This window comes from Bradyrhizobium sp. CB1015, assembly GCF_025200925.1.
Lineage (GTDB): Bacteria > Pseudomonadota > Alphaproteobacteria > Rhizobiales > Xanthobacteraceae > Bradyrhizobium.
Map to the genome: position 1 here is coordinate 2,344,503 of NZ_CP104174.1, position 26,464 is coordinate 2,370,966.

Below are 26,464 nucleotides of genomic sequence, written 5' to 3' on the forward strand. Positions count from 1 at the left end.
GGCGCATCGAACGTCGCCGTCGGCCATGTCCGGACCCTTGCACTTCCATTCCGAAGGATGAAAATCCACTGGCTTTCCGCTATTTTGTGTTGAGCCGCAGTTCTGAAGCGGCGATCTCGAAACGAGGTTCGCGATGACCTCCAGGTCCTCGATCAGGCGGTTCGGCGCGCCGCTGGTCGCTTTTTTTCTGACCATCTGGCCATTGGTTCCTCCGGTACGTGCTATTGAGGGCGCTGCAAAGGTTGGCGTGGTGTCCTTTGGCCTGTATGGGGATCAAGGCGTGTTTAGATCCGAGGCGATCAGCGCGGCTCAGGTCGTGGCCGGTCGTTTCGAGACTGGACCGATCAACGTGGAGTACAATTCCAAGAAAGGGGGAAGTGCAACGATCGAAGCTCTGACCAAGTCGTTGCAGACGGCAGCCAACCGCTTGGATCCCGAGAAAGATGTTCTGATTTGATTCTCACCTCGCATGGCTCTCCTGATGGCCTTGCAATCAAGGCGGGGCGGCTGACAGAAACGCTTACGCCATCTCGTCTCCGCGACATGCTCGCGAAGACAAGTGTGCGACACAAGGTGGTGGTCATCTCGGCTTGTTATTCCGGGGTTTTTATTCCGCGCCTGGCGACTCCCGATGTGCTGGTCATCACCGCAGCCGATGACAAGCATCCGTCCTTCGGCTGCCAGGACAAGGCCAAGTGGACCTATTTTGGGGACGCTTTTTTCAACGTCGCGCTCCGGAAAGCCGTCAGCCTGAAGGATGCGTTTCTCGATGCGCGCTCACTCGTCCGGAAGCGAGAATTGCGGGAACATTTCGAGCCGTCGAATCCGCTCATGGCGGGCGGTGCAGACGTGCTGCCATTGCTCGTCGGACGCCCTTGAACACCCGCCGTGAACGCCGGCGCATCGCCGTTTCCGGTCACCCTCGATAAGCAGACTATTTGGCTGCCCGCTTAGACTTCGCATTCGAGCCAAACGCAGGCACTTCACATTTGCTGGCAGAAAGCTTGCGCTGCGCGAGATTAACGTAGGAATCGGGCCAGTCGACTCTCTCTTGGATGCCGGAAGATATTGCTTCCGGTTCGCTTACTCGTAGTCCAGCATCCCGAGGATACCTTGCGCATCGCGCCATGATACCTTCGAGATGTTTCCGCTCGGCTTCTGCGAACAACTTCGTTCCCCTGCCTTTGCGGTGGTTGCTGAACGCGATGAGCTTGTGGCGCGGAAGGGATGACCTTTAGCCGCTTCTTGCGCTCCAGGAGCGGCAGCGCGCGCAGGTCGTCACCCTCTGCGAACATGAGGTCGAACGCGCAGTACAAAAGCTTGGCCTTGTGGCGAAAGGCGTTTTGAAGGAACTGAAAATGGGGTACGCCGTCCCTGCCAATTGGTCGGCGGCGACCGCCACGACTCCCCCCTCGAGCGCCATGTCGTGCCCCTGCGGCATCAGGCGGCGCGGCGAGCGAGCGCCGCTTCTGGCGGAGGTAGCGCGTGATATCCGCAAGCGTCATCGCGTTTAGGACCCGGTCGGCAGGGACACCGCCCTTGCGGGCCATCTCGACGCCCCAGTGCATGTGGTCGAGCTCGAGAATCGAGTGCGCGTCCGGATTGATGCTCATCATGCAGCCGAAATCGAGCGCCGCTTGGTGCCAGCGCCAATCGAGGTCTAGCCGCCACGGATGAGCGTTGATCTCGACGACCACGTCATGCTTTGCGCAAGCCCGAAGCACCTTCTCGACATCGATTTCGTAGCCCGGTCGCCGCTGGAGCTGCCGCCCGGTCATGTGGCCGATGATGGTCGTGTGAGGATCGGAAATGGCCCGCAGCAGGCGCTGCGTCTGGGCTTTGCGGTCCAGTTTGAACCGGCCGTGGATGCTGGCGACGACGAAGTCGAAACGGTCAAGCCCGGCCGCGGCAGCAGTAGCGAGGAGTACAGGTGAACCGACGCCAGCTTGTTCAAGGCTCATCGGCGACGCTCTTCTGGCCGACGCCTGCACGGGTGCGGAAGTTAAAATTAGCCGCAATGATGCAACGCTCCCACAGCACATCGGTGCTAAGTTACCCCGAGCCGGGGGTATGACAGTTGGCCATCTATCGAATACTTCAAAACTCACCTCTGGGGCCGGAAGAGATTGCACGGCTTTCGAGAGCCTACGAAGAGGCGCTCCGCAGGATCGGCGTGCAGGATCGCAACGACCCTCTGACCGAACTGATCGCCAAGAAGATCATCGAGCTCGGTCAGACCGGCCTCAAGGATCCCGCCGAAATCTGCGGCCGGGCGGTCGAGGAATTAGACCTGCCGAAAGGATGATTCCGTGGCAAGCGCAGTGTCGCGGGCCGTTCGACCTGGAGTACCCCGTATCGGAGGGGCGGCCGGTATCGCTGACTAAAGGGGCGTGAGCGCGGCAGGCAAGGCCACTCTCGTCGATAGAAACGGGCCTTCAACAACCAACTGGGCCCGCAGGATTGCCAAAATGGAACGACGTTCGTAGCCCATGCCGATGCCGACCTCGGGTCATGGCCTAGCCATTGTCAGCTTTCATGCCTGTGTCCTGCTGTTTCGGTGGGCGGGCTTGCCTCAAGCTCGGCGATGGTGTCCTGCAGCAGCCGCACGGCAAGCGGGTCGGTCGCCTCCGCGTGCAGCCTTCGGTATCGCTGCAGCTCTTCGAGTAGCTTCGGCGCTTGGGCGGCCATGGTCTGTTGCGATCTCCAAACCGTCTGCGTCAGAACGGGTCCCGGGTTGCAGCCACGTTCGGCGAAATTCAGCGCATTCGCGCCTCAGGCGTCGAGCGCGAGCGAGACCGGCGTCCCCGCAACGGTCTATCCCCGACAATACCGTGGCCCGGGGAACCTGGACTCTTGTCCGGGCGGAGTTTCGCTGCCGCCGCCCGTCGCGCCTCGGTCAGGTCCCATCGCAGCGCGCTTCATGACCCTGCTGGCCGCTCCGTCCCTGTCACGCAGAAACCGCCGCCCGCCCCGCGTCAGTGATGCGGTATTCGATATCTCCGGATGGAAGCGGTTCGGTTTCCACGAGACCCAGCTCCACCAGCCGCGCCACGGTTTCATGGTCGAACAGCGGTGGGCTGATCCAGGATTCGCCGAGGAGGCTCTTCAGGATCGCGAGACGTTCAGCCTGATCGGAAGCGACAAGGTTGAGGGCACGAACGTGTACGGGGCCGGCGGGGAAAAGGTCGGCTACATCGAGCGCGTCATGATCGACAAGGTCAGCGGCAGGGTGGCCTACGCGGTGCTCAGCTTCGGCGGCCTGCTCGGCATCGGCGACGATCATTATCCGCTGCCCTGGCAGGCGCTGAAATACGACACGAACCTCGGTGGCTACGTCACCGGCATCACCCAGGACCAGCTCCGTGGCGCCCCCAAATACGCCGACGAGAGCAGTTGGAATTGGAGCGACCCCGCGACCACGCGCTCGGTGAATGCCTATTACGGTGTGCCGGTCGCTTGAGGCTTGAAAGTGAGTAATGCCGTTCGTGTTCTGGTCGTCGAGGATGAGGCGCTGATCTGCAGCTTCATCGAGGACGCCTTGCTCGACGGCGGTTTCGAGGCCTGCTCGGTCCATTCGGGAGAGGCGGCCATGTCTACGTTTCGCGACGGCCGCGAGGGGTGTCGGGCGCTGCTGACGGACGTCAACCTGGGTGACGGCATCAGCGGATGGGAGCTGGCGCGGCAGATCAGGGAAATCACGCCTGACTTTCCCGTGGTCTACATGACGAGCGCCAGCGCGCCGGATTGGAAATCGCAGGGCGTCGACGGCAGCGTCCTGATCCAGAAGCCCTTTGCGCCGGCGCAATTGGCCGCCGCCGTCTCGCAGCTGCTCGGTGGCGGGGCCGCGCCAAGTTGAACCGGATCGTTGGGAGGCTGCGGATCGTTCGGCGCGGACCAACGCATCGTCAGCGTGGCGACGATGCCTTGGCCTGGCATGCGGCCGCGGCGCGAGCCGTCGCTACCGCCATCCAGTCCCGCAGCAGGCCTCTGTCCTCCCGCGAAAAGGACGCGCGCCGCTTGAGATCGTCCAGCATCTCGCCGGGATGGCATCGCTCGAAGTCCTCGCGGATCAGCGACTCGAGGTAGGTCCGGTCCCAGGCGCCGGCTGATTCGAGATGCTGGTGCGGATCGGTCCTCATGGTTGGTGGGCACAATCGAGGGGGTCGGGATGCCTGCACAACGCAAGAGCGAATGTTGGTTCACGAGTCCATCTGCCCGATCGGCGAAAGACGTATCGAGGCCGACGGGTTCTCGAGTGAGGAGGCGAGGAGCCGGGAACTTGTGCAAGCCCAAGCTGTTCGCAACAACGGGGATCGCTTTGAAGGAGTCGTCACGATGATCGAAATGTCGATCGGCGCGGCTTTTAACCCCCGACCGGCGCCCAACGTTGACCCCATCTGATATGCAGTAAACGCCTGGATCCGTTTCGAGTTGGAGCAGTGAGCCGGGCTCAATGTTGGACGCCGAAAGGGCGCATTGCCTCACCCAGAATGTTACTGGACAACTTCTCGCCGATGATTGGGTCAGTGCCATCGAATTGGTTCGGTGGCATCTATGGCGGGAAAGATCAGCATGGGCGCGCGGCGCGAGGTGGTGTCGGCGGTGACGGAGCGTTACCGGTCGGCCAAACGAGCGGAGAAGGGACCGATCCTCGACGAGCTGTGCGCGACGACGGGCTGGCATCGCAAGCATGCGGTGCGCGCGCTCCGGCGACGCGAGGCGGTTGGACCGGGCGAGGTCGAGGCAACAAGAGAGCGAAGACGCAGATATGGCGCGATGATCAAGGACGCGCTGACTGCGCTGTGGGAGGCGTCGGATCGGGTGTGCGGCAAGCGGCTCAAGGTGATGATCCCGATCTTGCTGCCTGCCCTTGAGCAACATGGCCGATTGCAGCTTGGCCAGTCGGACCGTGATCGTGTTCTGGCTATCAGCGCCGCCACCATCGATCGCCTGCTCGTCGATGTGAAGATCGCGGCGAGCGGCGGCAGGCGGCGCCGTGCCGGGTTCTATTCGGCAATCCGGCGCGAGGTCCCGATCCGCACGTTCAACGACTGGAACAGCCCGGTGCCCGGCTTCTGCGAGGTCTACATGGTCGCCCATGGCGGCACGTCGGTGGCCGGCTCGTTCATTCAAACCCTCACGATGGTCGATGTCGCCACCGGCTGGACGGAGTGCCTGCCGTTACTGACGCGGGAAGGTTCGCTGGTCGTCGAGGCGATCAACCGCGCACAGAGCCTGTTCCCCTGGCTGTTGCGCGGCGTGGACTTCGACAACGATAGCGCCTTCATGAACGATGTCGTCGTGCCATGGTGTCGTGAACAGAAGCTCGAAGTCACTCGCTCGCGCGCCTATAAGAAGAACGATCAGGCGTTTGTCGAGCAGAAGAATGGTGCCGTCGTCCGCCGCCTCATGGGCTATGGCCGCTTCGATGGCGTCGAGACGGCGCGCATGATGGGGCCGCCTCTATGCGGCGGCAGGGCTCTACGTCAACTTCTTCCAGCCGTCGTTCAAGCTGAAGGAGAAGCGTCGCGAGGGGCTAAAGTGATCAAGCGCTATCATCTCCCTTCGACGCCCTATGAGCGTGCCTTGGCGCATCCCAAGGTGACCGCGGCCGTGAAGAAACGGCTACGCGATCAGTATCGCTCGCTCGATCCGGTCGCGCTGTTAGCGGAGATTCGCGCGACCCAAGAGGAATTAGGCAATCGCGTCGATCGTCGTGCCGGACAGGCGCGCGGCCCGCAACCCGCTCACATTAGCATCCCGCCAGCGACGTTCGCGAAGACGCTCGGCAAGACCGCGACGGCCGGCGAGCCGCGTGCCACACACCGGCGAACTCGTCGGCCGTATAAGACCAGAGTTCGAATGCCGTCCAAGCTCGATCGGCATATTGCCGCGATCGAGGCGTGGCTCGCAGAGCAGCCGCAGCTGACGGCGATCGCAATTGTCGGCCGGCTGCGCGAGAAATACCCAGAGGAGTTCGGAAAGAGACAGCATTCGATTGTGCAACGTCTGCTGAGGACGCTCAGACGGAGGGCTGCCGAATGGTTGGTCGCCCAGTGCACGCTCGACGACGCCACGACCGCTGCCCCATTGCCCGGGGTTGTGGACGGCTCGGGCTATGTAGGGCCCGACCCGCCCACAGCCCCTCTCGTCGAGCAAGCCAGGAAAGCCATCTGGCGCGACCGATTAATCGACATCGGATCGTCATCGGTAATGGCGCCATCACGGTAACATTCGCAGATGCGGCAATACGAGGGTCAATATTCGGAGCCGCGACACACTATAGCCCAGCGCCGGTCAAAATCATCATGTCACCTCTTCGCCTTGTATTCGTGAGCAATTGGATTGAGCTCTTTTAGCCTGCCGTGGGTCGGCTTTTGTAGAAGCGATCGTCGTCGAGACGACACGCAGTTAATGCAGAAAGGTCGGGTATCGCTACCGGGCCTTTCTTCTTTCGAGCGCCCAATGGTTGGGATTAGAAGTCCATACCACCCATGCCACCGCCCGGGGGCATCGCGGGGCCGGCAGCGGCCTTCTTCGGCAGCTCGGCGACCATGGCTTCGGTGGTGATCAAGAGTGCCGCCACAGAGGAGGCGTTCTGGATCGCCACGCGCACGACCTTGGTCGGGTCGATGATGCCCTTGGAGACCAGGTTGCCGTACTCGCCGGTCTGCGCGTCGAAGCCGAAGCCGTACTGATCCTTCTCCAGCACCTTTCCGACGATGACGGAGCCGTCCTCACCGGCATTGATTGCGATCTGACGGGCCGGCGCGGACAGCGCCTTGCGCACGATCTCAACGCCGGTCTTCTGGTCGTCGTTTTTGGTGCGGATGCCCTTGAGATGCTCGGAGGCACGGAGCAGGGCGACGCCGCCGCCCGGCAGGATGCCTTCCTCGACCGCCGCGCGGGTCGCATGCATCGCGTCATCAACGCGATCCTTGCGCTCCTTCACCTCGACCTCGGTCGCGCCGCCGACGCGGATCACCGCGACGCCGCCCGCGAGCTTGGCCTGACGCTCCTGGAGCTTCTCACGGTCGTAGTCCGAGGTGGTCTCCTCGATCTGCGCCTTGATCTGGGCCACGCGCGCCTCGATGTCGGCCTTCTTGCCGGCGCCGTTGACGATCGTGGTGTTCTCCTTGTCGATCATCACCTTCTTGGCGCGACCGAGCATGTTGAGCGTGACGTTCTCGAGCTTGATGCCGAGGTCTTCCGAGATCGCCTGGCCGCCGGTCAGGATCGCGATGTCCTGCAGCATGGCCTTGCGGCGGTCGCCGAAGCCCGGAGCCTTGACGGCCGCGACCTTCAGGCCGCCGCGCAGGCGGTTCACGACCAGGGTCGCGAGGGCCTCGCCTTCGACATCCTCGGCGACGATGACCAGCGGCTTGCCGGTCTGCACCACGGCCTCGAGCAGCGGCAGCAGCTCGTTCAGCGAGGAGAGCTTCTTCTCGTTGATGAGGATGTAGGCGTCGTCCATCTCAACGCGCATCTTGTCGGCGTTGGTGACGAAGTAGGGCGAGATGTAGCCGCGGTCGAACTGCATGCCCTCGACCACGTCGAGCTCGGTCTCGAGCGACTTGGCTTCCTCGACGGTGATGACGCCCTCGTTGCCGACCTTCTTCATGGCGTCGGCGAGGAACTTGCCGATCTCGGCATCGCCGTTGGCCGAGATAGTGCCGACCTGGGCGATCTCCTCGTTCGAGGTGACCTTCTTCGAGTTCTTCTCGAGGTCCGCCACGACGGCCTCGACGGCGAGGTCGATACCGCGCTTGAGGTCCATCGGGTTCATGCCGGCCGCAACCGCCTTGGCGCCCTCGCGCACGATCGCGGCTGCGAGCACGGTCGCGGTGGTGGTGCCGTCGCCGGCCGCGTCAGCGGACTTGGAGGCGACCTCGCGCACCATCTGCGCCCCCATGTTCTCGAACTTGTCTTCGAGCTCGATCTCCTTGGCGACGGCGACGCCGTCCTTGGTGATGCGGGGAGCGCCGAACGACTTGTCGAGCACGACGTTGCGGCCCTTCGGGCCAAGCGTGACCCTCACCGCATTGGCGAGGATGTCGACGCCGCGCAGCATGCGGTCGCGAGAGTCGACGCCGAATTTGACTTCTTTGGCTGACATATCTGGATGTCCCTGAGTTAAGCCGCTCTTACCTTTGAGGCGACGCCCGCTGGCGCTCCTCGGTGCGAGCGGTGGATTAGGCTGCCTTCTTCTTGGACGAGGTGTCGGTGAGAACGCCCATGATGTCGCTCTCCTTCATGATCAACAGCTCCTGACCGTCGATCTTGACCTCGGTGCCCGACCACTTGCCGAACAGCACGCGGTCGCCGATCTGCACGTCGATCGGGATCAGCTTGCCGTTCTCATCGCGGCCGCCAGGGCCAACGGCGATGACTTCGCCCTGGGAGGGCTTTTCCTTGGCGGTGTCGGGAATGATGATGCCGCCAGCGGACTTCTCCTCAGCTTCGATGCGCTTGACCACGACGCGGTCGTGAACCGGACGGAATTTCATGCCATCCTCCTTGATTGTTGTGAATATTTTTGCGTTGGCAGCCGCAATGAGCGAGTGCTAACCGCCCTCACATATGCTAGTGACCCAGGGCCGCAAGAGGTTCGACCCGCGATGTTTGACTGCAACTGGGTTCTCGAGAAGGGATGCTGGCGGCGATCAGAGCAAGCGTGTGAGTCCGAATCTGGCCCGTGGCTGACTTCCGTTCTTGCCTCGCGGTGTCCGCTTTCGTGAGTGAGCGGAGGTCAGCGTTGACTTGGCCATGGGCGCCCTCGACCCAACCGAGACATGTGCGCCGCAGGATTGTTACGAACTGACATTCACTGGTCAGGCTATGCTCACAAATCACGTAAGTCGGATCGATTTCCTGCAGTGCCTTGACGGTATCCCGGACGTAGTCCTCTTGATGGGGCGCGAGATGAAGGCCCCCGATCACCACATGAATTCTTTCCACACCGGACGCGGCTTGAGCTTGCCTGATCGCGTTGACCACGCCGCGATGGCTGCATGAAGTCAAGACGACAAGTCCCCGACCTTTCAAGGTTGAACGCCGTCGCGATCTCGTGCTGAAACTGATCCGGTACGACGGGCGCACCACGCTCCGCCTCGCTCAGGCGCTCGGGATAACAGCCGACGCCTCGGTCGAAACCAATAGTCATTGCGCTCGGTGATAGTACCTTCTCGAATGTCTTCTGACCGATCTGCCCCGTGACCATGGCGTGATCGACTATCAGGGCAGGTCTCTGCGCGACGGTTACGGCCACGTCGGCCGCCTCGAGTGCCTTTCGGTCGATGACAACGAAGCTGCCGCGCACCGGAGGCGCAGTCCACTCGCGTGCGCAGAAGCATCCCTCGCCGCCGACAAACAACGGTAGTTTGGGCTTTAGCTTGACACTGTGCGCCTGCAAGAAGCCGACGAGGCCGCCAAAGTGGTCCTGGTGCCCGTGGCTGAGCACAAGTGCGTCGATGGCCGCAGGATCAATGCCAAGGAGGTTCGCGTTGTTGAGAAGGGCCTCCGGTGTGAACCCGAAATCAACCAGGATATTGCGCGTCTCGTCGCCGCGTCGCGACTCGACGTGCATCGCAAGGCCGAATTCGCTGACCAACGTTCTGCGCGGCGGCTTGTTGCTGAGGCCCCCGCCAAAGTGCTGGACGTCGAGGTTGGGTAGCTTTCTGCTCGGGGCGACAGCGAACTGATAGCTATCGATCACTATCCGGACTGCCACGCGGTCGAGCTCCGGCAATGATCCAGTGACGGCCTCCGCCCTGACCGGCTTCGAGCCACCGAGGAGCGTGGCAAGTATCACGCTTAAGGCACTTGCGCCTCCGCCACAGACAAATTCTCGCCGCCTCGTCGCGGAAGAACTGCGGCCGAGGCGCCTGAGGACCTCCTTGTCATAGCGCGATTGGAACTGAGGCGTAATCGATAGCCATTGCTAACCTCCCGTTCTGCCAACCATGAGGCCATAGACAGAAGGCGCAGGACCGCACGGACATTCGCTTCGGAAGGTCGGGCGTCTTAACTCGAATACGATCCTATCTACTTCCTACTCCGTCAAGAGAAATGCCGGCCTGAACGCTGACGGCAAAGTTGCTGTCATTCCCGACGGGTAGCTTCGAGTAGTGGCTCCCGGCAGGGGGCGCGTTTCGGCACGTCCGGTCTGGCCTCAACTGCTGACATCCAGAGCGCAACCGTGATCCTCGTCTTAGGGCCAGCTGCGGACACGCTGCATGCAGAGCATCTATAGTGCATCAGCTTGATTGTAGCTGAGGTCCTTCATAGCCCTCGGTGATTGCCATATCCCAGACCGACCGCCCTTGCCTAAGCTTCATTGCCGTCGAGTATTCCGGCGAGCGGTAGCAATCGATGGCAGCGGTGTAACTAGGAAATTCCAAAACGATGACGCGCGAGCGATGTACTCCTTGTACCCTTCGGGGTCGCTCACGTCCGCGAATACAACCCAGTAACCCTTAGCCATTGGTGTTCGCCTCCATGTTGCTCACGAGGCATTATTTCATGAGTTTTGCAAAATCCAAAGGCCCAGTCCGGAACCTCCGCCCGGGGTCAAACCTGACGTGAGCCGACAACCCTGACTAGGTCTGCTTGGGCGAATAGCGGACATCATGAAAATGATCGCCCACTACGGCGGCCTTGTCTATCCGAGACATGTTCGATTGCCATTAGCCGCTACGGGAGAGCGGGCGTTCTCGGCTGCCGAAGACCAGCGCAATTCCGCCGAGTATTGCAAACGATATTATGGAAAGACGAAGGGAAATTGCTTCTCCAAGCACTACAGTGCCTCCCAGCGCGGCAATAGCGGGAACGCTCAATTGTACCGATGCGCTTTGCGCAGGCGTCAGCGCCGGGAGGACCGCGTACCAGATCGCATAGCCAAGCCCCGACGTAACTGCGCCGGAAAGAAACGCATAGGCGAGCCCGCCAACCGTGAGGTGAGCGCCGTGCAACAGAGCGTACAAGAAAAGACAAATTGCCATTAGCAGCGAACGCACGAAATTTCCGGCCGTCGCGCTTATGGGATCCGCGACGCTACGGCCGAGCAAGGAGTAAGCGCCCCATGCAACGCCTGCAGTCAGCATAAGACACGTGCCAGCCACAGAAGGCGCCAACGCACCGGGAGCAACAAGCGCGGCCAGTCCTGCAACTGCAATTGTCAGTCCAAACCACTGTAAGGCGGATAGGCGCTCACCACGGATCAGCCCATAGCCCACCATTGTCGTCTGGACCGCGCCGAACAAAAGGAGCGATCCTGTACCGGCTGGAAGGGAGACATAAGCGAAGGAGAAAGCGGCCGCATAAGCGAATAGTGCTACAGATGCAGGCCACGATCCCCCGCGCTGTTCAGGCTTCCGGTGAAGCGATAAGACAAGGAATAGTACGCACGCGCCTGACGCTAGGCGGACCAGGGTAAAGGTGGCCGGGTCGACCGCAGCATGGGACAGGGCTAACCTGCAAAGTACGGAATTCGCGGCGAACGCCGCCATTACCAAACCGGTCAGGGCAATTGTCCCGATCCTAATGCGAGGTTGCTTCATTCGCCGATGACCCGTCACCCGGCTACGGCACGCTTCGCCTGGTCGGCCACGCGCTGCGGCAGCGGCATCGTGTAAGTCGTCGCGGTTCCGACTACGCAAGTTTCGCCGCTTGCGTTGCGGACAATGGTCTCCAGCTTGCAGATCGGCTTGTCGTCCCGGACGTGCTCGACCTTGACGCTTGCCGTAATCGTCTCTCCAACTCGGACGGCCTTGACGAAACGCCAGTTGGTTTCGAGAAACACTGTACCCGGCCCTGGGAGATCTTCGGCAACGACGGCATTCATGAGACCTGTCGTGACCCCGCCCTGCACGATGAGCCCGCCGAAGGGTGAATTGGTTGCGAGTTCGACGTCGTAATGGATGGGGTTCTTGTCGCCCGTCATCGCGGTGAACATCTTGACATCTCGCATTGTAATCGTGCGGCTTCGTTCCGCGCGGCGACCTGCCACGGGTCGGCCGGCCAGCGTTCGAGTCCAGGGTGAATCGGTCGACATTTTCGTGCTCCTATGCTGCTAGGGACGGCTCTTGGGACAAGTTCGCGAGGTGATTGGCCTCGGCTTTCATGGCTGCACTCAGGTCAGCATGAAGCTGCTTTACCTCGTCGAGGTCCCACATAAAGGAGGCGATCGCATCGGTGGTGCGCATCAGCGGCAAGGACAGCTCGTCGCGCTCGCGCTGATAGGCCTCAAGCCCGCGGGTGCTGCCCTCGGCGATTCCTCGCGACAGCAATTGCGCGTCGCGGAGCGCGTCGGTCATACCGTGTGCAGTCAGGGGGTCCTTGAAATAGCCGGCATCGCCGACCAACGCCCATCCTGCTCCCTGACATTGCCGGAGGTAGCCCGTTGCGCCTGCAAAGCCTCGGAGGCGACCTGTCAGTGTGGACCTGCCAATCTCGGCGCGCAGCTGGGGAAAGCTCGATGCCAGCACCTGGAGAAAGCCGCGCGTGATATCGCCGCGAAATGCCGCGACGAATTGCGCAGCCGGAACCGCCGCGAAAACGCAGTGCCCGCCGTTCGTTGGAATTACGCCTGCCGCGGCGTTTTCTGCGAAATGCCAATGCAGGCCACTGGCCGCCAAGTCTGAAAAGTAACCAAACGCGACACCAGAGGCGTTGAAGCCTTCGATGATTGCCCGTGAATTGACGCACCGCGCGACGGTCGACTGGCGGCCGTCTGCACCGACGACGATATCCGCGCGCACGGTCCTAGACGCACCGCTGCTATCTCTGAAAGAGGCGCCAATCACTCGACCGTTCGACGCAAATTGCAACTCGGAAACCGCAACGCCGTGGCGAACGGCCGCGCCGGCGTCGCGGGCTGCGTCAACCAGCAACGGATCAAGCACGGTACGTCTTGGTGCGAGAAGACAATCGACACCGTGAACCGAGTTAATGTCCACCCGAACGGCCTCGTCGCCATAGTGAAACGTAGTCGATCGAATCGCGGGCGTTCCCGCCGCTGCAATGTTCGGAATCAGTCCCCAACGCGTGAGCTGCAACACCGCAGGCCGCATCAGGGCATGTGTCGACATCGTGTCAGAGCCATAGGGCCGCCGGTCGACCATCAGGACCTTTGCCCCCGACCGCGCTAACAGGAAGGCCGTGGCAGCGCCTGCACAGCGTGCGCCGACCACCACCGCGTCGTAATGTGAATCGAAACTATGCAGGCCATTCATGTATTTGCTCTCAGGCAGCAGCGCGATTGAGGTTCTGGCTCAGGTGAGCGGCGAGATCCGCAGCATCGTCGCCCGCTCCGTCAAGGAATGACGATTTGCGCCTGCGCATGAACGGCAGGCCCATGACGTACATTCCCGGTGCGGCGGCAATCCCGCCATCGTGACGAATGCGCCCCTTGCGATCGAGCACGGGGACGTCCAGCCAGGAGTAGTCGGGGCGATATCCCGTCGCCCATATCACCGAACTAATGCCGGCTTCGATCAGGTCCAGGCCAAGCCTGGTTTCCGATCCGACATCCGTCGGCTCGAACCGATGAGGCGCAGGAAACTGCTGCGCGAGCCCGCTCGTGATTACCCAATCATCGATACTGGCGAGAAGCCGGTTCATCTTCAGATCGGCCAGCGCGCAGTGGTTGGCGAGCGATCCCGAAAACTGGGCATTTCCATCACGAAGGCCGACAAGGCGACCGACGAGCTCGACGCCTGTCTTGCGCAACCTGTTAAGGTCCACTGTTACGCGTTCCGGCGTTCCGATGAGCTGGAGCGACGGCAGACGCCGCGCCCTCTCGATGTCTTCCATCATCGAGCCGTATCGAACATCCATGGCGCCGGTGACGTCCATCCACCACTGGATATCCCGCCCGCGGTAGGTCCGCGGCAACCGAACGTGCTCGCCAACGCAAAGCACCACTCTGCGGCCGGACGCCCGGATCTCCCGGGCGAGCTGAATGCCGGTTGCCGAGGCACCAACGATCATTACGCCGCCATCTGGCAGAAGAGCGGGATTCTTGTACTGCAGCGGCGTGAGGCTCGCCATGCTGACGGGCAGACCGCCAGCTAGCGAGGGGATCGAGGCGAGATTGCAGGCGCCGGTTGCTACCACGAGTTTGCGGCAGCGCCACAAACCATAGTTAGTTTGGACCTCATAACCTGCCTCCTGCTGTCTCACCCGCGTGACGCGCGTTCCGGTCACGATTGGAGCGCGCGACATCTGAGCGTATTGCTGTAGGAAGCGGACGACTTCCGGCATTGTCATGAAGCCGTCCGGATCATCACCGCTGTAGGCGTATCCCGGCAGACGGGATTGCCAGTTGGGCGTCAGGAGGCGAAGCGAGTCCCATCGCTCCGTTAGCCACGAGTTGGCCACCTCGCCGCGCTCAAGGACCACGTGGTCGATGGAACGGGCGCTCAGATGCCAGCTCATGGCCAGCCCAGATTGGCCGGCGCCGATGATGATGGCGGTCGCAAAGTTCACGGGACTCGCTCCTCTTCTTCAGCAATCGTCCTTAGTTGACGGTCACGAAGACGTTCGTCGGATTGGTGACGATGTCGAACACGGCCGAACGCTTCTGCGATTGAGCTACCACCGCCTTGATGTCGTCCTCACTCGCGTCGGCTCGAATATCGAAATGAACGCGGATGGCGCCGAACCCATTGCGCACCTCATCGTCGATGCCGAGTATGCCTTGAATATCCATGTCGGCCTCAAGCGAGGCTGTGACGGAACGGAGTTGTATGCCGCGGCGCTGGGCGACCGCAGCAACACCCGCCGTTAAACAGCTCGCAAGACCTGAGAGCACAAGTTCGACAGGAGTAGGAGCGTGGTCTTCGGCCGCAAATACCTTTGGGTGATCTGCCTCAACCATGAAGGTGGTGTCGCGTGACTGCTCCGCCCCAAGCCCGAAGTATTTCCCAATTTTCGAACGGCTATGTGTGCCGTCCAGCCATTCGCAAGTGGCGCGCCACCTAAACTGCGCGGCTTCCGGCGCCTTCTCCAATGCCTCCCGCGCGCCAAGCAGAGCAGCAACATTAACGCCATTGTCCACCTTCTGCGAAGTTGATGTCTTGTTCGTCATGGTCTCTTTCTCCTCTCGTGAGTGGTTCCAACCATTTTCATTGCTGCCGCAGCAGCACCTTGCGTGGACGATAGGCCAGTGGTCGTGTAAGATCCTTGTTTCAGAACCTTAATTGTTCTGAATCGTCGATCGTGACGTGGTGCTTTGATGCAAGGCAAAAAGGTTCGCTTCGGCCGATTCCTTCTTGATGCCGAACGGCGCGAGCTTTTGCGGGAAGGTATTCGGGTTCAATTGAGCAGCCGCGCGATGGATATTCTTTGCGAGCTGGCGGCTGCAAAGGGCAACGTTGTCTCTAAGGACCAACTGTTAGAGCGTGTATGGCCGGGCGTGGCAGTAGAAGAAAGCAACATTCACGTCCATATCTCTGGGCTACGAAAGGCACTTGATGATAGGGAAAGCGGTCAAAGCTTTGTCGTTACGAGCCCAGGCCGGGGATATCGATTGATTGGTCTGCAAACTACATCGGACGACGCTCGAAAAAAGCAAGAGGACTTTGATGCCAATCGGTCGCAGATCAACCAACAAATCAAGTATTGCCGCACGTCTGAAGGTGTCCGTCTAGCCTATGCGATAGCGGGGAGCGGACCTCCGCTGGTTAAGGCGGCAAATTGGTTGAATCACTTAGAATACGACTGGACAACCCCGGTGTGGCAACACGTCGTCCACGGGCTCGCACGAAAATACACGCTTGTGCGATACGACGCGCGCGGTAATGGCATGTCTGATTGGGATGTCGATACAGTGTCTCTAGAAGCATGGGTCAGTGACCTGGAAACAGTCGTAAATGCAGCTGGTGTTAAGCGATTTCCGCTATTGGGGGTGTCTCAGGGATGCGCGGTATCTATTGCGTATGCCGTTCGACATCCCGAGCGAGTTTCTCATCTCATTCTTTATGGGGGATTTGCGCTTGGCATGGCCAAGAGGTCGCCGGAGCTAAGAGAACTTCGAGCTGCGATGACGACCGTCATGCGTCACGGCTGGGGTTCAGACAATCCTGCTTTTCGGCAGATGTTCACAGCTCAATTCATGCCAGGGGCCACACCAGAGCAAGCTGCGTCCTTCAACGAACTGCAACGCAGAACGACGTCACCCGAGTGTGCAGCGCGGTATTTTGAAGCCTCTGGCGAAATTGATGTCACTGAACTGCTCGGCAAGGTGACCATGCCGACCCTGGTGATGCACGCGCGAGGAGATGCGCGAGTGCCGTTTGAGTTAGGACGCTCGATGGCTGCCGACATTCCGCGCGCCCGTTTCATTCCACTCCAGGGTCAAAACCACCTCTTTCTGGAACACGAGCCAGCTTCCGAGCGGTTTTTCGAGGAGATTGAGCTTTTTCTTAAGCGGTAGGCTGGCATTGCAGTGCAGTCACTGACGCCATGGCGTCAACCGCGGAATCCAGCGCGGCACATTAGTCCTAAAGCTCTCGTACTCCGTGCCGAATGTTTGCTTGAGCGTCGGTTCTTCGTACGATTTCGCCCTATTGGCGATGGGGAAGTACAATGAGGAATGACCGAATTGTGACGGCCGCCATCATCGCAGTTGGCGCCCTCAACACGGTGCTCGCAGCAATAGCGCTTCTGTCTCTCTGAGCACCGATGATTTTCCAAGGACATTGATCTATCGCAACTAGCGCGCCTGACCCCGATACAGCCTCCCTAGCATGAGGCGACGATGCAACCTTGGATAAAGCCTTGGATGTTTCATGTACTGGCGTGGGGGTCAGCGGCCCTGGGCTTGGTCGCCATCCTTTCCATGAGCCTGTAAGCTCGGTCAGTTGGCGAATTGCGGTGGCCTGCCGCTCTCGAAATCGGGCCTGACATCGGCGCCCCTGTTGCCGCCGCCGGCGCAGACGAAGCGCGGCTCAACATCAGACAAGCGAACATTGTCGGACCAGCGATCGGCGCTCAGCGACGTGGTGGCCGCAGTGGCAATAGACCAGCACACGGCGCAAGCCCATCTCGCGCATTTGGCCGAAAGTGATCTTCATTGGCCGGCCGTCGGGGTGCGTCGGCGTATGGCGTACATAGCGTGGCATCTCGCCATCGAAGCGGGATGCGGGCGAGAGTCAAATTATCAATCCCTTGGGCGTCGGAACACGCGAGAGCTACTGCGCCTCGTGGGTGTGGAAAGCTAAACGCAAAGCGCGACCGGCAGAGGCTGATGACGCATTGCCGAAGGCTGAGGCGGTAAAGACGAGAACCCGCCGGTTTCACGCTGGCGGGCTTCTTTTACTTACATTCGAGGCCGCAAGCGAACGTAGCATCTGATCAGCTCGCTCCTTCGTCAAATTGGTCGCCATGTAATCCCCCATCAATGCGGGGCCCTTGCGTTCTCGATCGTAAATCATCCAACCCTTGCCTCCCATTCGCACAAAAAATCGGCTCTGCGGCGGAATGTCGTTAATCAACGAAGTGGCTCCCGGTTTGCCCAGCGACAGCACAGAAGAGCATCAGCTTGGTGGATTCATTCGCATAAGTGAATGCCAGGTAGTTTTTGACGCAAAGCAAAACGGCCTCAAGCAGGCTCCGGGGCTGGCTCGGATGCTGAGGCCGTTCGGCGCAGCCCAAAAAATAGGCGCGCGCTGCATATTTCTCCCAATCGCGGTGGGTCGCAAGGAATACTTGGACCAGCTGTACATTATTGCTGCGGGTTCACACTGGCGGGCCTCGACACGAAGGCCGCAGCGGAGGTTTCATTCGCTGCGGCCCACGCCTGTCAAAAAGATTAAGTGAAATACGCGGCCAGCCCCGGTGAACAAAAACGTAACCGGGAAAAATGGAAAAGCGAATCATTTCGCCAGTGCCGAAAATGAAACTTCCTCAGGCTTCTTTGTTCGTGCAGGTGTCCTAGTTTAATTTGCGACCGGATCGCCTGCGCTACGTTCTGACGACAATTCCTGACGTGTCGAGGCGTGCCCGTGTCGCAAGCCCCAGCCTCAAACCTGATATTTCGCTGCCCCAAGTGCCACAAGCCCATGCAGCTCTTGGAGCGGCTCTGGAGCCCAAAGACCGCCCGCTACGTGCGCGTGTTCAAATGCGCATGCGGGGAACTCGTCTGGAGACGGAACCGGAACTCTTAACCTGAGTTAAGCCCCCGGCTTTGGCCGGAGGCGCTTATGGCTACGGGCGACTTGAAATGGCTTGCCGAACAGATCGAAATCAAGCTGGAGCGGATACGCGCCAAGACCGAGCGTGAGCATCCCCGAAGTTCTGGCCGTCGAACCGCAACTAAGGCCGCCTCAGTTGGCGGCTTCTACCTCATCCGCGAGGGGATATCTGCGATCGCCGGGGGCAGATCGTGCCCCCGTTCGTACACCAGATCCCATAGCTCCCGCGCGACGGCATCGTTGACGTCGGCGATTTTCGCTGACACGGCCCTTCTGAAGGTGCCGTCGAACGGCGGCGTGCTCCGGATGATCCGATAGCCCCTCAGGTGAGGGTTGGTCGGCATAGCCATGGACGCATTAAGCCGGATGCAGATCTGCGCCGCGAGTTCATTCGCCTTGAGGGGGAGCCCGGCATCATCTCGCAACGTCTGTGAGATGATGCGCTCAATTGCGAGCGCTATCTAACCGGATCTCAGGCTTGGTCATCCCCGTTTTCGCATTCCGAACATGGGAAATTGTCCGATGCCGTCAGGAAACTATCGGCGTATCCCCTGATTTCGATTCCGAGGGTCGGAGGTTCGAGTTTCGGAATCGACGTCATTGGTCGCTTGGGCGTTCTGGAGATCGGCCATCAATTGGTTCGCCAGCTCCTGCAGACGGTGTCGATCTCGATCAGCGAACTCCCGCGGTTCGGTATCGATTACACAAAGGCAACCCACAACATGACCAGATAAAGTTCTCAGGGGGACTCCTGCGTAGAAGCGAATGCCTCTCTCCAGCACACGCGGATCATCGGCGAAGCGCGGATCCTCGGAGACATCCTCGCAAACCAGCATATCGTCTGCAGCGATCACATGCGCGTCGAGGGAGCCCTCGTGGTTGCCCTGCACAGCTTGAACCTCCTGGGGGAGGCTATCGGGGGCAGTTGGGTGAGTATCATCAACCAAGGACACCAGCGCGATCGGAACGTTGAAGGCTTGTGCAACCTTTTTGGACGCCTCATCTAAGGCCTGACGTTTCGAGGTATTCAAGCCAAGGCTGCGTAGCGCGGTGAGCTGCGCCCGCTCGGCCTCAGCCGTAACCTGGGGCGCATCGCCGCGAGTTGCTGCTCGACCGATCCATGCCTCCACCTGCTCGGTGCAGGCTTGCAGAGATGCGAATGCTGCGTCGGCCGCCATTTGCCTCTTGAGCTCTTCCGCCTGTTCCATTCCGGCAATCAAATTCCAGCAGCAGACGGCAAACTTCACGTGGGGAGCCCGGCGACGTAGGCGACGAAAGACATAGCGCGCATAGACCTGGGGCTGCGGGTGAAAATAGGACAGGCACACCACGTCCACCCCCTGGAGATCAAGCTGCTCCAGTGCTCCCCGACTGACCACGATCGGCGGCAACACTTTTGCGCGGAGGTTGCGCTCTTGAAGTACCTGGGCGAGCATCTCGGACGCTGCATGGTCAAGCTCCGTACGTCCGGCGAGACAGAGGACGCATGGTCGCTGCGTCAGATGATTTCCCTCTTCCACCGCAGACGGCTTCTCGCGCACATGGTCGTCAACCTCCCGCACAACCGCGATAGCCGTTTCCGCGACAAGGCGCCGGTAGTTCGTGTCGGTGCTGCTGCGCTGACGATCATTTTCAGCCAAGCGCAGAGCCGGAATGCCTACGTTATCGTACAGCTCGCGCGAGGAGCACTCGTCGACATAGTTCTCAGCGAACTCGACCGCCTCCTCGAGATTGCCAGCCAATAAACGCTGATAGAGCTGCTCCTCCGGCGCAAGCACAGGATCGCTGCCAAGCAGAACTCCCAAGAACTCCAACTGCGGGACGTAACGCCCGATGACGACCAGGCAGACGGTCAAAGGTGTCGCCAGGAATAGCCCAACCGGTCCCCACAGCATCGTCCAGAAGATCGCGGCGATGATGATCGCAAGGGATGACAGCCCCGTGCTGGAGCCGTAAAGCCAGGGCTCAATGACATTATTGCTGATGAGTTCAGCCGTGAGGAATAGCCCGACGACCCAGAACAGCATCGTCCAGCCTGGATCGACGGCGATGGCCAGGGCAACAGGAAATATCGCGGCCAGAAAGGGACCGAGATAGGGAATGAATCGGAGTACCGCTGCGAGCAGGCCCCAAAGAATCGCGTTCGGTACGCCCACGAAGTAAAGTGCAACACCGATCGGAATACCGTAAGTCAGATTAACAACCAGCTGCATCAGCAAATAACGGCTGACCCGGGAGGCGGCATCGTTGAGGGCCTGCGTACTCTTCTGAAGATCACCGGCTCCTGCCAATTTGATGAATCGATCGCGCAGGTCTTCCCGCTCGAGCAGCACAAAGATCACGAAAATGACGACTAGCCCGGAAGTAGCGAGCGGTGCCAGCAACGGACCTATGACAGAGCGAATGAGCTCCAACGGTCTCGGCTGTGGCGGCTCCAGCCGCACAGTGACGGGTTCCCGAGGCTCAGTACGTGCGCCAAGCCCGGACGAGGCGTTCCCCGACCTTTTCTCGTCGCCCGAGATCTCTCTGCCAAGATCCTGCATCGTCGTGGTGACGGTGTCGACGACTCCACCGCCTGGGGCCGAGCTCTGCAATGAGTGGATCTTCTCGGTGATGGTGGTCTGATAATTGGGGAGGTTGGTGGCGAGCTGGACAAGTTGCCGCCCGACGACCAAGGCGATTCCCGCGACCACGATAAAAGCAAGGGAAACCGCGATTAGTACCGCTGCGATGCGAGGTACTTTCCAGCGTCTTAGCCAATTGACCAGGGGTGTGAGAACGAAGCTCAGCAGGATAGCAAGAGCAAAAGGAACGAAGATTTCCCGGCCGAGATAGAGCGCTCCGATGGCCAAGACGATGCCACCGGCCGTCAGCATGGGCGAAGACGCGACTCGCGTGGCCGGTGTGCCTTGCGGCGCCGCCGGAGTCAGCTCAGCCATAGCGGCGAGCCTTTCGATACGGGTTTCGGCAGATCAACCCCAGATCAACGGGTTTGATCCATCCCGACATTTCGAGGTGTCTGGGATCTGCCCGCCGACGCGCTCGGCTCGTCGACGGTGGTTTGGCGCATCGCGCTCGGCCTTCTCGGATCACGGCGAGCGACGTCAGCGACGGCGTCTAGACTAGGAACGCACGACGCAACCGCACGTTCGGACTCCAGGTATTCGCGATCCGCGATTCCGAACGCACAGTGGAGGATTCCAAATGAGGTCCATCGCGAGCGCTCTCGTGGTCGCCCTGGCAATGTCGGCTCCGGCCGCATTTGCCCAGACAACCAAACCTCATCCGCGCCGAGCGCGCAGAATTCAGGCGCCGGCATCCCCGGCCAGCCTGGCAACAAGAATGGCCCGGCGGCAAAACCGGGAGAGACCGTCGGCTCCAGCTCGACGCTCAACCAGCAGAATCCGACAGTCCAGCAGCAGGACACGTCCAACATCAAGGGGCTGCCCGGAAACAAGAGCGGTCCGCCGGCCAAGAAGCCGGATCAGCAGTGACGTTGTCGTTGGCGATCGATAGCCAAGCCGAGACGCCGCTCGTCGGGTCTTCATGACTCCTGGGAGGAGACGCGATGCAATGGCTGGTGTCGGCGCTCGTTCTCGGACTTGCCGCCTCGAGCTCCATGGTCTCGGCTCAACGGGTGAGATGGACGATCTATTCCATCCCACAGACGGGTACCTCGGTGGATTTCCCGGCCTCGATCTTTACCGAGGAAGCCGGCCGGCCGGATGGCTACGGACAGCGATTTCGGACGGCTGATGGCCGAGCCGACCTTACGATACAGGCCGCACCCAACGTCTCGAACGATTCACCCGCTGCCTTTCTCGCAAAGAAGCATCCGCCCGCGCGCATTCAGTACACGCGAACGACGCCTCGGTTCTTTGCGGTGTCCAGCTACAAGGGCGACAAGGTCTGGTACAACCGGTGCAACTTCTCGAGCGGATTGATTCACTGCGTCCTGATCAACTACCCGGCGAGCGAAGAGCGCGAGTGGGACGACATCGTAACCCGCATCAGTCTCTCGCTGAGGGGCAGATAAGGGCGGGTGTGGGGTGGCCCTTGAGGCCGGGCGGGCGCCTAGGCGCGTGGCTTCGAGAACACGGAAGTCCGGAGAGGCCGCCGCCTTTGGCTGCCCTCGCGAGCGCTAGTTCTGAATAGCGGGTCGCGAGACCTTTGGCTATCCGCGACAGGCGCCGTAGTTCAACGGCGGGGGACGGCCCCCGCAGTTCAACAGGGTAGCAAGGTTATCGTTCCTCCAATCTGCCCGCGGCTCGTCGACCTGTGGTTCACGCGGTAGCCGCCGCCCGCCCGGCGTCGGTGATGCGATACTCGATATCTCCGGATGGAAGTGGTTCGGTTTCGACGAGACCCAGCTCCACGAGCCGCGCCACGATTTCATGGTCGAACGTCGGCGGGCTGACCCAGGATTCGCCGAGGAGCTTCCTCAGAAAATCGCGCTCCAGATCGGTCAGCTCCATGCTTTAACTCCGCTCGCCGACTTCGTGCAGGACATTGCGGCGCGTCATCCGATCCGGCCGCTTCAATCCTGGGAAATGAACATTCCGCCGCGGATTGTGCCAGGAACGGAGGCATCGTCGCACCGTTGATTTCCGGAGACAACATCCAGGAGGTCAACATGGCCATGGAAGATCGCGAGACGTTCAGCCTGATCGGCAGCGACAAGGTGGAGGGCACGAACGTGTACGGGGCCGACGGGGAAAAGGTCGGCTATATCGAGCGCGTCATGATCGACAAGGTCAGCGGCAAGGTGTCGTACGCGGTGCTCAGCTTCGACGGCCTGCTCGGCATCGGCGACGATCACTATCCGCTGCCCTGGCAGGCGTTGAAATACGACACCAACCTCGGCGGCTACGTCACCGGTATCACCCAGGACCAGCTCCGCGGCGCCCCCAAATACGACGACGAGAGCAGTTGGAATTGGAGCGACCCGGCGACCACGCGCTCCGTGAACGCCTACTATGGCGTGCCGGTGGCTTGAGAAGGCAGGACACTCTGGCGTCTGGCTGCTCGACGCGAAGCTCGCCGCACCCCCGACGCCTGGCCTGATCGCCGCGGAGAATTGAAAGTGAGTGATGCCGTTCGTGTTCTGGTCGTGGAGCTCTCATCGCCGGCTTCGTGGAGGACGCCTTGTCCGATGGCGGTTTCGAGGCCTGCTCGGTCCATTCGGGGGAGGAGGCCATATCCACGTTTCGCGATGGCCGCGAGGGATGTCGGGTCCTGCTGACCGACGTCAACCTGGGTGACGGCATCAGCGGCTGGGAGCTGGCGCAGCAGATCAGGGAAATCACGCCTGGCTTTCCGGTGGTCTACATGACGAGCGCCAGCGCGCCTGAGTGGCAATCGCAAGGCGTCGAAGGTAGCGTCCTGATTCAGAAGCCCTTTGCGCCGGCACAATTGACTGCGGCCGTCTCGCAGCTACTCGAGAGCGGGGCCTCGCCGGCTTGAACCGGCATCGTCGTGAGTTTCCGTTCATCCGATCAGTAGCGGCGCGAGCCGTCGCGACGGCCATCCAGTCCCGCAGCAGGCCTCTGTCCTCTCGCGAAAGGTGGCTCGTCGCTTGAGATCATCCAGGGTCTCACCGGGATGGCATCGCTCGTAGTCCTCGCCAGGTAGGTCCGGTCCCAAGCGCCGGCTGGATCGAGTTGCTGGTGTGAGTAGGTCTTCATGGTTGTCTGGCGCAGAGTTTCACGTTCGCCTACCGCTATCAGGTAGGTAGGGATTCCAGCTAGAGACGTCCGAGGCTGGCCCAGCAGCGAAGTCGCGGCACAAGTCGTTAAGGTCCGTTTAGTAGGGCGGAGCGGACCGGATTAGCTCACTCTGAGGTCTTCGCATTTTGACCCTGGCTGTGCAAAAAAGCGAACAGTCGAAAGCCAGCTAGAACCACGTTCTTTTGTTCGCCATTTCGCTTGAAATTGCTGCGTTTTCACACGGCCAAGACCCATAGCGGCCATGGACGATCGACGCGCATCGATGCAGTCGCGAACCGGCCGGCTAAACTCAAGCACCAAGTCACTTGGCGTTTAAATCCAGCGAAGAGGCCGCTACGGTCCCATACTCGCTGAGGCGGGATGGCCCGGCACCCGGAAGCGCTTGCCCGTATCCGTTACGTTGGCGCCGTCGACCTTCAATATCGAGAAGTCCTGTGTTAGGTAATTGCCGACGAGAAGGTATCTGCCATCAGGCGTGAATACCGCGGCCTCTGGCAAACCACCGACCTCGATGTCTTGGATCTTAGTGACTTTCTTGCCATCAATCTTCAGCACCGAAATGCTGCCGTTCTTTTCATAAAAGTACGCGTTCTTCATGTTGGAGCCGCGGAGAATGACAGAGACGGCGACGTCGCCCTTGGGACTGATGGCTAGTCCTTCTGGTCCATCGCCAACCACCACGCGATCGATGATGCGCGGCGGATTGGCCTCGAGATCAATTACACTTGCCGTGTCGACGCTGCCGTCCGACGCGCCTGCGTTGCCATTGTCGGAAGTAAGCGCGATATTGCCGCCAGGTGCTACCGCGACGTTGTAGGGCCACTGGCCGGTCGGCATGTCAATTTTACTATAGGTCACCTTGTCGCCCGCGATGTCCAGCAACGAGATCTTGTGAGCAGGAAAGCGGGCGACGAGCGCTCGCTTACCGTCGGGCGTGAATGTCACGTGCGATACGCTATCGGGCATCGCCACGGTGTCAGTAATCTTCACGTCGCTGCCGTTGATCGAAAGGACACTGATTGAGTTGTCTCCGCGATTGGCGACCAGCGCCATCTTGCCGTCTGGACTGAAGCTCAGCCCTGAGGGTTGTTTTCCACCGGTCAACGTGGCAGCCAGTTTAGGCGGGTTGGCCTGCAGGTCGATCACGTAGATCTTGTTGTCCAGGACCTGCTTTGGCGCGTCACCATCCTTGACGACATCGACGGAGTCAGCCACGAGCGCGACTGTTCCGGTTGGATCGATCGCAACGTTCACCGGCGGTCCGACCACCGAGTTCTTGAGCGGCAGAGAGGCGACGATCTTCGGGCTCTCAGGGGATGCGAGATCCACGAGCAGGACCTGGTCCTTGCCCGGCGCGGCTAGGATCGGCTTGCCGTTGTCGTCCCATAAAAGCTTCTCGTCGAGGCCGACGATCATGAGCGGCTTTGCGTGCGCAGAACTAAGAAGGCTCGTACCCAGCAGGATCGCGGTCGCAAATGACAGGCTCACGGTGCGGCTAGCTGACATCTCGGCGTCCTCCCAAAATACACTCGGCCTCTTCGGGGCCGATGCTGGCAGCTTACGCTGGGAACCCTTCATGCGCTAGTTGGTGTCCACCACATGGCCCATCGGCGAAGCTACGGTGGGTTCAGCGGACGCGAATTGCTCGCGTTGAGCTTTTCTCAATTTGACCCCATTGCGGACTTCGAGTAGTCGACTGACAGCTGATTTCGTAGCACCTGTTTCCCAGGTTTTGAGATATTTCCGTACTCTAATTAATCCAACTTTGTAAGCGAGAAATTCACCCATGCTCTCGACCTAGAGTCGTACAGACGCTGGGAGGTTAACGGGGGCGCTTGGAAGCTTTTTGCGCTCGTCAATGTTTTGCTCGCGAGTTTTAGTCTTCGCGACTTAGGGGCATATGACCCCGGTCAGATTATTAACTTTGCCATAAAAGTACTATCGACCATCGGTCTTGTGCTGATGTCGTTCGAATTGACTTTCCTTCCTGGTAAGTTCTGGCGTGCGCTCGCCTGCGTCGTGTTCGCGAAGTGCATTTTTAGGGTCGTCGGATGGGGCCTTGTTGAGCAAAACCCACTAGATGGCCACGTATTGGAAGCGCTTCTACTATTCACCCTATTTCATTTTGCTGTTGGCTATGGCCTTTGGCTGTACGGCTCAAAATACGATCAGCACGCAGCCGTGCGTCAGCTCACAGCCTGAAAGATTCGGCCTTTCGTTGGCGGGTGAAGGTCGATCTATATGGGCACCGTCTACGCGATCCTGCTGATCACGACCCTTGTTCTGGGGTTCGTCGCGACCGTCCTATGGGGGCCGGACTTCGAATGGCTTGGGCACGATGTTGAGGCCGCTTACATCTTTAAGATGGTCGCCCTCGGCTGGTCGTGTTCTTCTTAATCGCGATTACTTTTGGCCTCATCTGAGACCTGAGAACCCGCACCGAGCGTAGCGAGCGCGCGCGAAACTTCCGCTTATGATGCTGTGGACGGCTCCTCCACCGGCACGAGGGTGCCAAGGAATGGGTGCCGTTTTGAGGCTCCCACG

The 26,464-nt window shown here is 60.4% G+C and carries 25 protein-coding genes and 4 pseudogenes; 12 read left to right on the forward strand and 17 right to left on the reverse strand.

Annotated elements, in window-relative coordinates:
• Positions 1-133 precede the first annotated feature (133 nt).
• The gene (locus N2604_RS10625) at positions 134-457 is read left to right on the forward strand and encodes a hypothetical protein (protein WP_260374661.1); all 324 of its coding nucleotides are present in this window, start codon (positions 134-136) and stop codon (positions 455-457) included.
• Positions 454-879, forward strand: a complete 426-nt coding sequence (locus N2604_RS10630) for a C13 family peptidase (RefSeq protein WP_260374662.1) — start codon at positions 454-456, stop codon at positions 877-879. Before N2604_RS10625 ends, N2604_RS10630 begins: the two co-directional genes overlap by 4 nt.
• Positions 880-1,113: 234 nt before the next feature.
• Here N2604_RS10630 and N2604_RS10635 read toward each other — a convergent pair.
• Positions 1,114-1,382 (reverse strand): annotated as a pseudogene (locus tag N2604_RS10635) (DNA ligase); the annotation flags it as partial.
• A gap of 69 nt (positions 1,383-1,451) precedes the next feature.
• A pseudogene (locus tag N2604_RS10640) lies at positions 1,452-1,898 on the reverse strand (DNA polymerase/3'-5' exonuclease PolX); the annotation flags it as partial.
• A 179-nt stretch (positions 1,899-2,077) separates the two neighbouring features.
• On the opposite strand from N2604_RS10640, the gene N2604_RS10645 reads away from it, so the two are divergent.
• Positions 2,078-2,305, forward strand: a complete 228-nt coding sequence (locus N2604_RS10645; protein WP_260374663.1) for a hypothetical protein — start codon at positions 2,078-2,080, stop codon at positions 2,303-2,305.
• Between the two features lie 221 nt (positions 2,306-2,526).
• On the opposite strand, the gene N2604_RS10650 is transcribed toward N2604_RS10645, so the two are convergent.
• Complete coding sequence (locus N2604_RS10650; RefSeq protein ID WP_260374664.1) at positions 2,527-2,688, reverse strand: hypothetical protein; 162 nt, start codon at positions 2,686-2,688, stop codon at positions 2,527-2,529.
• A gap of 370 nt (positions 2,689-3,058) precedes the next feature.
• Between N2604_RS10650 and N2604_RS10655 the strand changes: the two genes are divergently transcribed.
• Together N2604_RS10655 and N2604_RS10660 are read left to right on the forward strand one after the other, a co-directional pair.
• Positions 3,059-3,460 (forward strand): PRC-barrel domain-containing protein, encoded by a 402-nt coding sequence (locus tag N2604_RS10655; protein WP_260376204.1) that lies wholly within the window; start codon positions 3,059-3,061, stop codon positions 3,458-3,460.
• Between the two features lie 9 nt (positions 3,461-3,469).
• Complete coding sequence (locus N2604_RS10660) at positions 3,470-3,856, forward strand: response regulator (protein ID WP_260374665.1); 387 nt, start codon at positions 3,470-3,472, stop codon at positions 3,854-3,856.
• Positions 3,857-3,905: 49 nt separating this feature from the next.
• Here N2604_RS10660 and N2604_RS10665 read toward each other — a convergent pair whose 3' ends face one another.
• Complete coding sequence (locus tag N2604_RS10665) at positions 3,906-4,139, reverse strand: hypothetical protein (protein WP_260374666.1); 234 nt, start codon at positions 4,137-4,139, stop codon at positions 3,906-3,908.
• Between the two features lie 415 nt (positions 4,140-4,554).
• Here N2604_RS10665 and N2604_RS10670 point away from each other — a divergent pair, with 415 nt between their 5' ends.
• Positions 4,555-6,231 carry a transposase family protein gene (locus N2604_RS10670; RefSeq protein ID WP_260374667.1) on the forward strand — a complete coding sequence of 559 codons (1,677 nt, stop codon included), beginning with the start codon at positions 4,555-4,557 and terminating at the stop codon, positions 6,229-6,231.
• Positions 6,232-6,475: 244 nt separating this feature from the next.
• Here N2604_RS10670 and groL read toward each other — a convergent pair whose 3' ends face one another.
• The 9 genes from groL to N2604_RS10715 form a co-directional block, all read right to left on the reverse strand.
• Entirely contained in the window at positions 6,476-8,116 is a 1,641-nt protein-coding gene (groL, locus tag N2604_RS10675; RefSeq protein WP_260374668.1) for a chaperonin GroEL, read from the reverse strand.
• A 76-nt stretch (positions 8,117-8,192) separates the two neighbouring features.
• Positions 8,193-8,507, reverse strand: coding sequence for a co-chaperone GroES (groES, locus tag N2604_RS10680; RefSeq protein ID WP_260374669.1), 315 nt, complete (start codon positions 8,505-8,507; stop codon positions 8,193-8,195).
• Positions 8,508-8,842: 335 nt separating this feature from the next.
• Positions 8,843-9,748, reverse strand: a complete 906-nt coding sequence (locus tag N2604_RS10685; RefSeq protein WP_260374670.1) for an MBL fold metallo-hydrolase — start codon at positions 9,746-9,748, stop codon at positions 8,843-8,845.
• A gap of 508 nt (positions 9,749-10,256) precedes the next feature.
• Positions 10,257-10,400: a DUF1330 domain-containing protein gene (locus N2604_RS39715; protein ID WP_409241701.1), complete on the reverse strand. Its 144-nt coding sequence runs from the start codon at positions 10,398-10,400 to the stop codon at positions 10,257-10,259.
• A 285-nt stretch (positions 10,401-10,685) separates the two neighbouring features.
• Positions 10,686-11,261 carry a DMT family transporter gene (locus N2604_RS10695; RefSeq protein ID WP_260374671.1) on the reverse strand — a complete coding sequence of 192 codons (576 nt, stop codon included), beginning with the start codon at positions 11,259-11,261 and terminating at the stop codon, positions 10,686-10,688.
• Between the two features lie 311 nt (positions 11,262-11,572).
• Complete coding sequence (locus N2604_RS10700; RefSeq protein WP_260374672.1) at positions 11,573-11,953, reverse strand: MaoC family dehydratase; 381 nt, start codon at positions 11,951-11,953, stop codon at positions 11,573-11,575.
• A 109-nt stretch (positions 11,954-12,062) separates the two neighbouring features.
• Complete coding sequence (locus tag N2604_RS10705; protein WP_260374673.1) at positions 12,063-13,232, reverse strand: NAD(P)/FAD-dependent oxidoreductase; 1,170 nt, start codon at positions 13,230-13,232, stop codon at positions 12,063-12,065.
• 10 nt (positions 13,233-13,242) lie between these two features.
• Complete coding sequence (locus tag N2604_RS10710) at positions 13,243-14,487, reverse strand: NAD(P)-binding domain-containing protein (protein WP_260374674.1); 1,245 nt, start codon at positions 14,485-14,487, stop codon at positions 13,243-13,245.
• Between the two features lie 31 nt (positions 14,488-14,518).
• A complete protein-coding gene (locus tag N2604_RS10715; protein WP_260374675.1) occupies positions 14,519-15,088 on the reverse strand; it encodes an OsmC family protein in 570 nt (189 codons plus the stop codon).
• A 147-nt stretch (positions 15,089-15,235) separates the two neighbouring features.
• On the opposite strand from N2604_RS10715, the gene N2604_RS10720 reads away from it, so the two are divergent.
• Positions 15,236-16,435, forward strand: a complete 1,200-nt coding sequence (locus tag N2604_RS10720) for an alpha/beta fold hydrolase (protein ID WP_260374676.1) — start codon at positions 15,236-15,238, stop codon at positions 16,433-16,435.
• Positions 16,436-16,858: 423 nt separating this feature from the next.
• On the opposite strand, the pseudogene N2604_RS10730 reads toward N2604_RS10720, so the two are convergent.
• Together N2604_RS10730 and N2604_RS10735 are read right to left on the reverse strand one after the other, a co-directional pair.
• Positions 16,859-17,123: pseudogene (locus N2604_RS10730) on the reverse strand (hypothetical protein).
• Positions 17,124-18,730: 1,607 nt separating this feature from the next.
• The gene (locus N2604_RS10735; protein WP_260374677.1) at positions 18,731-21,133 is read right to left on the reverse strand and encodes an AI-2E family transporter; all 2,403 of its coding nucleotides are present in this window, start codon (positions 21,131-21,133) and stop codon (positions 18,731-18,733) included.
• Positions 21,134-21,398: 265 nt separating this feature from the next.
• On the opposite strand from N2604_RS10735, the pseudogene N2604_RS10740 reads away from it, so the two are divergent.
• A pseudogene (locus tag N2604_RS10740) lies at positions 21,399-21,688 on the forward strand (hypothetical protein).
• 74 nt (positions 21,689-21,762) lie between these two features.
• A complete protein-coding gene (locus tag N2604_RS10745; protein WP_260374678.1) occupies positions 21,763-22,230 on the forward strand; it encodes a hypothetical protein in 468 nt (155 codons plus the stop codon).
• Positions 22,231-22,477: 247 nt separating this feature from the next.
• Here the strand turns inward: N2604_RS10745 and N2604_RS10750 are convergent, their stop codons facing one another.
• The gene (locus N2604_RS10750) at positions 22,478-22,669 is read right to left on the reverse strand and encodes a hypothetical protein (protein WP_028150789.1); all 192 of its coding nucleotides are present in this window, start codon (positions 22,667-22,669) and stop codon (positions 22,478-22,480) included.
• Between the two features lie 158 nt (positions 22,670-22,827).
• Here N2604_RS10750 and N2604_RS10755 point away from each other — a divergent pair, with 158 nt between their 5' ends.
• Complete coding sequence (locus tag N2604_RS10755; RefSeq protein ID WP_260374679.1) at positions 22,828-23,190, forward strand: PRC-barrel domain-containing protein; 363 nt, start codon at positions 22,828-22,830, stop codon at positions 23,188-23,190.
• Between the two features lie 149 nt (positions 23,191-23,339).
• Positions 23,340-23,657: a response regulator gene (locus N2604_RS10760; RefSeq protein ID WP_311739964.1), complete on the forward strand. Its 318-nt coding sequence runs from the start codon at positions 23,340-23,342 to the stop codon at positions 23,655-23,657.
• 596 nt (positions 23,658-24,253) lie between these two features.
• On the opposite strand, the gene N2604_RS10765 is transcribed toward N2604_RS10760, so the two are convergent.
• Positions 24,254-25,426: a YncE family protein gene (locus N2604_RS10765; protein ID WP_260374680.1), complete on the reverse strand. Its 1,173-nt coding sequence runs from the start codon at positions 25,424-25,426 to the stop codon at positions 24,254-24,256.
• 735 nt (positions 25,427-26,161) lie between these two features.
• Between N2604_RS10765 and N2604_RS10770 the strand changes: the two genes are divergently transcribed.
• Positions 26,162-26,317 carry a hypothetical protein gene (locus N2604_RS10770; RefSeq protein WP_260374681.1) on the forward strand — a complete coding sequence of 52 codons (156 nt, stop codon included), beginning with the start codon at positions 26,162-26,164 and terminating at the stop codon, positions 26,315-26,317.
• Positions 26,318-26,464: the final 147 nt, after the last annotated feature.

What these genes read in the sequence shown, in the direction of transcription:
- N2604_RS10700 (WP_260374672.1), bottom strand. Translation starts at nt 11,953, where the DNA reads ATGTTCACCGCGATGACGGGCGACAAGAACCCCATCCATTACGACGTC.
- N2604_RS10765 (WP_260374680.1), bottom strand. Translation starts at nt 25,426, where the DNA reads ATGTCAGCTAGCCGCACCGTGAGCCTGTCATTTGCGACCGCGATCCTG.
- N2604_RS10715 (WP_260374675.1), bottom strand. Translation starts at nt 15,088, where the DNA reads ATGACGAACAAGACATCAACTTCGCAGAAGGTGGACAATGGCGTTAAT.
- N2604_RS10770 (WP_260374681.1), top strand. Translation starts at nt 26,162, where the DNA reads ATGGGCACCGTCTACGCGATCCTGCTGATCACGACCCTTGTTCTGGGG.
- N2604_RS10670 (WP_260374667.1), top strand. Translation starts at nt 4,555, where the DNA reads ATGGCGGGAAAGATCAGCATGGGCGCGCGGCGCGAGGTGGTGTCGGCG.
- N2604_RS10735 (WP_260374677.1), bottom strand. Translation starts at nt 21,133, where the DNA reads ATGGCTGAGCTGACTCCGGCGGCGCCGCAAGGCACACCGGCCACGCGA.
- N2604_RS10720 (WP_260374676.1), top strand. Translation starts at nt 15,236, where the DNA reads ATGCAAGGCAAAAAGGTTCGCTTCGGCCGATTCCTTCTTGATGCCGAA.
- groL (WP_260374668.1), bottom strand. Translation starts at nt 8,116, where the DNA reads ATGTCAGCCAAAGAAGTCAAATTCGGCGTCGACTCTCGCGACCGCATG.
- N2604_RS10745 (WP_260374678.1), top strand. Translation starts at nt 21,763, where the DNA reads ATGCAATGGCTGGTGTCGGCGCTCGTTCTCGGACTTGCCGCCTCGAGC.
- N2604_RS10665 (WP_260374666.1), bottom strand. Translation starts at nt 4,139, where the DNA reads ATGAGGACCGATCCGCACCAGCATCTCGAATCAGCCGGCGCCTGGGAC.
- N2604_RS10755 (WP_260374679.1), top strand. Translation starts at nt 22,828, where the DNA reads ATGGCCATGGAAGATCGCGAGACGTTCAGCCTGATCGGCAGCGACAAG.
- groES (WP_260374669.1), bottom strand. Translation starts at nt 8,507, where the DNA reads ATGAAATTCCGTCCGGTTCACGACCGCGTCGTGGTCAAGCGCATCGAA.
- N2604_RS10650 (WP_260374664.1), bottom strand. Translation starts at nt 2,688, where the DNA reads ATGGCCGCCCAAGCGCCGAAGCTACTCGAAGAGCTGCAGCGATACCGA.
- N2604_RS10655 (WP_260376204.1), top strand. Translation starts at nt 3,059, where the DNA reads ATGGTCGAACAGCGGTGGGCTGATCCAGGATTCGCCGAGGAGGCTCTT.
- N2604_RS10625 (WP_260374661.1), top strand. Translation starts at nt 134, where the DNA reads ATGACCTCCAGGTCCTCGATCAGGCGGTTCGGCGCGCCGCTGGTCGCT.
- N2604_RS10705 (WP_260374673.1), bottom strand. Translation starts at nt 13,232, where the DNA reads ATGAATGGCCTGCATAGTTTCGATTCACATTACGACGCGGTGGTGGTC.
- N2604_RS10750 (WP_028150789.1), bottom strand. Translation starts at nt 22,669, where the DNA reads ATGGAGCTGACCGATCTGGAGCGCGATTTTCTGAGGAAGCTCCTCGGC.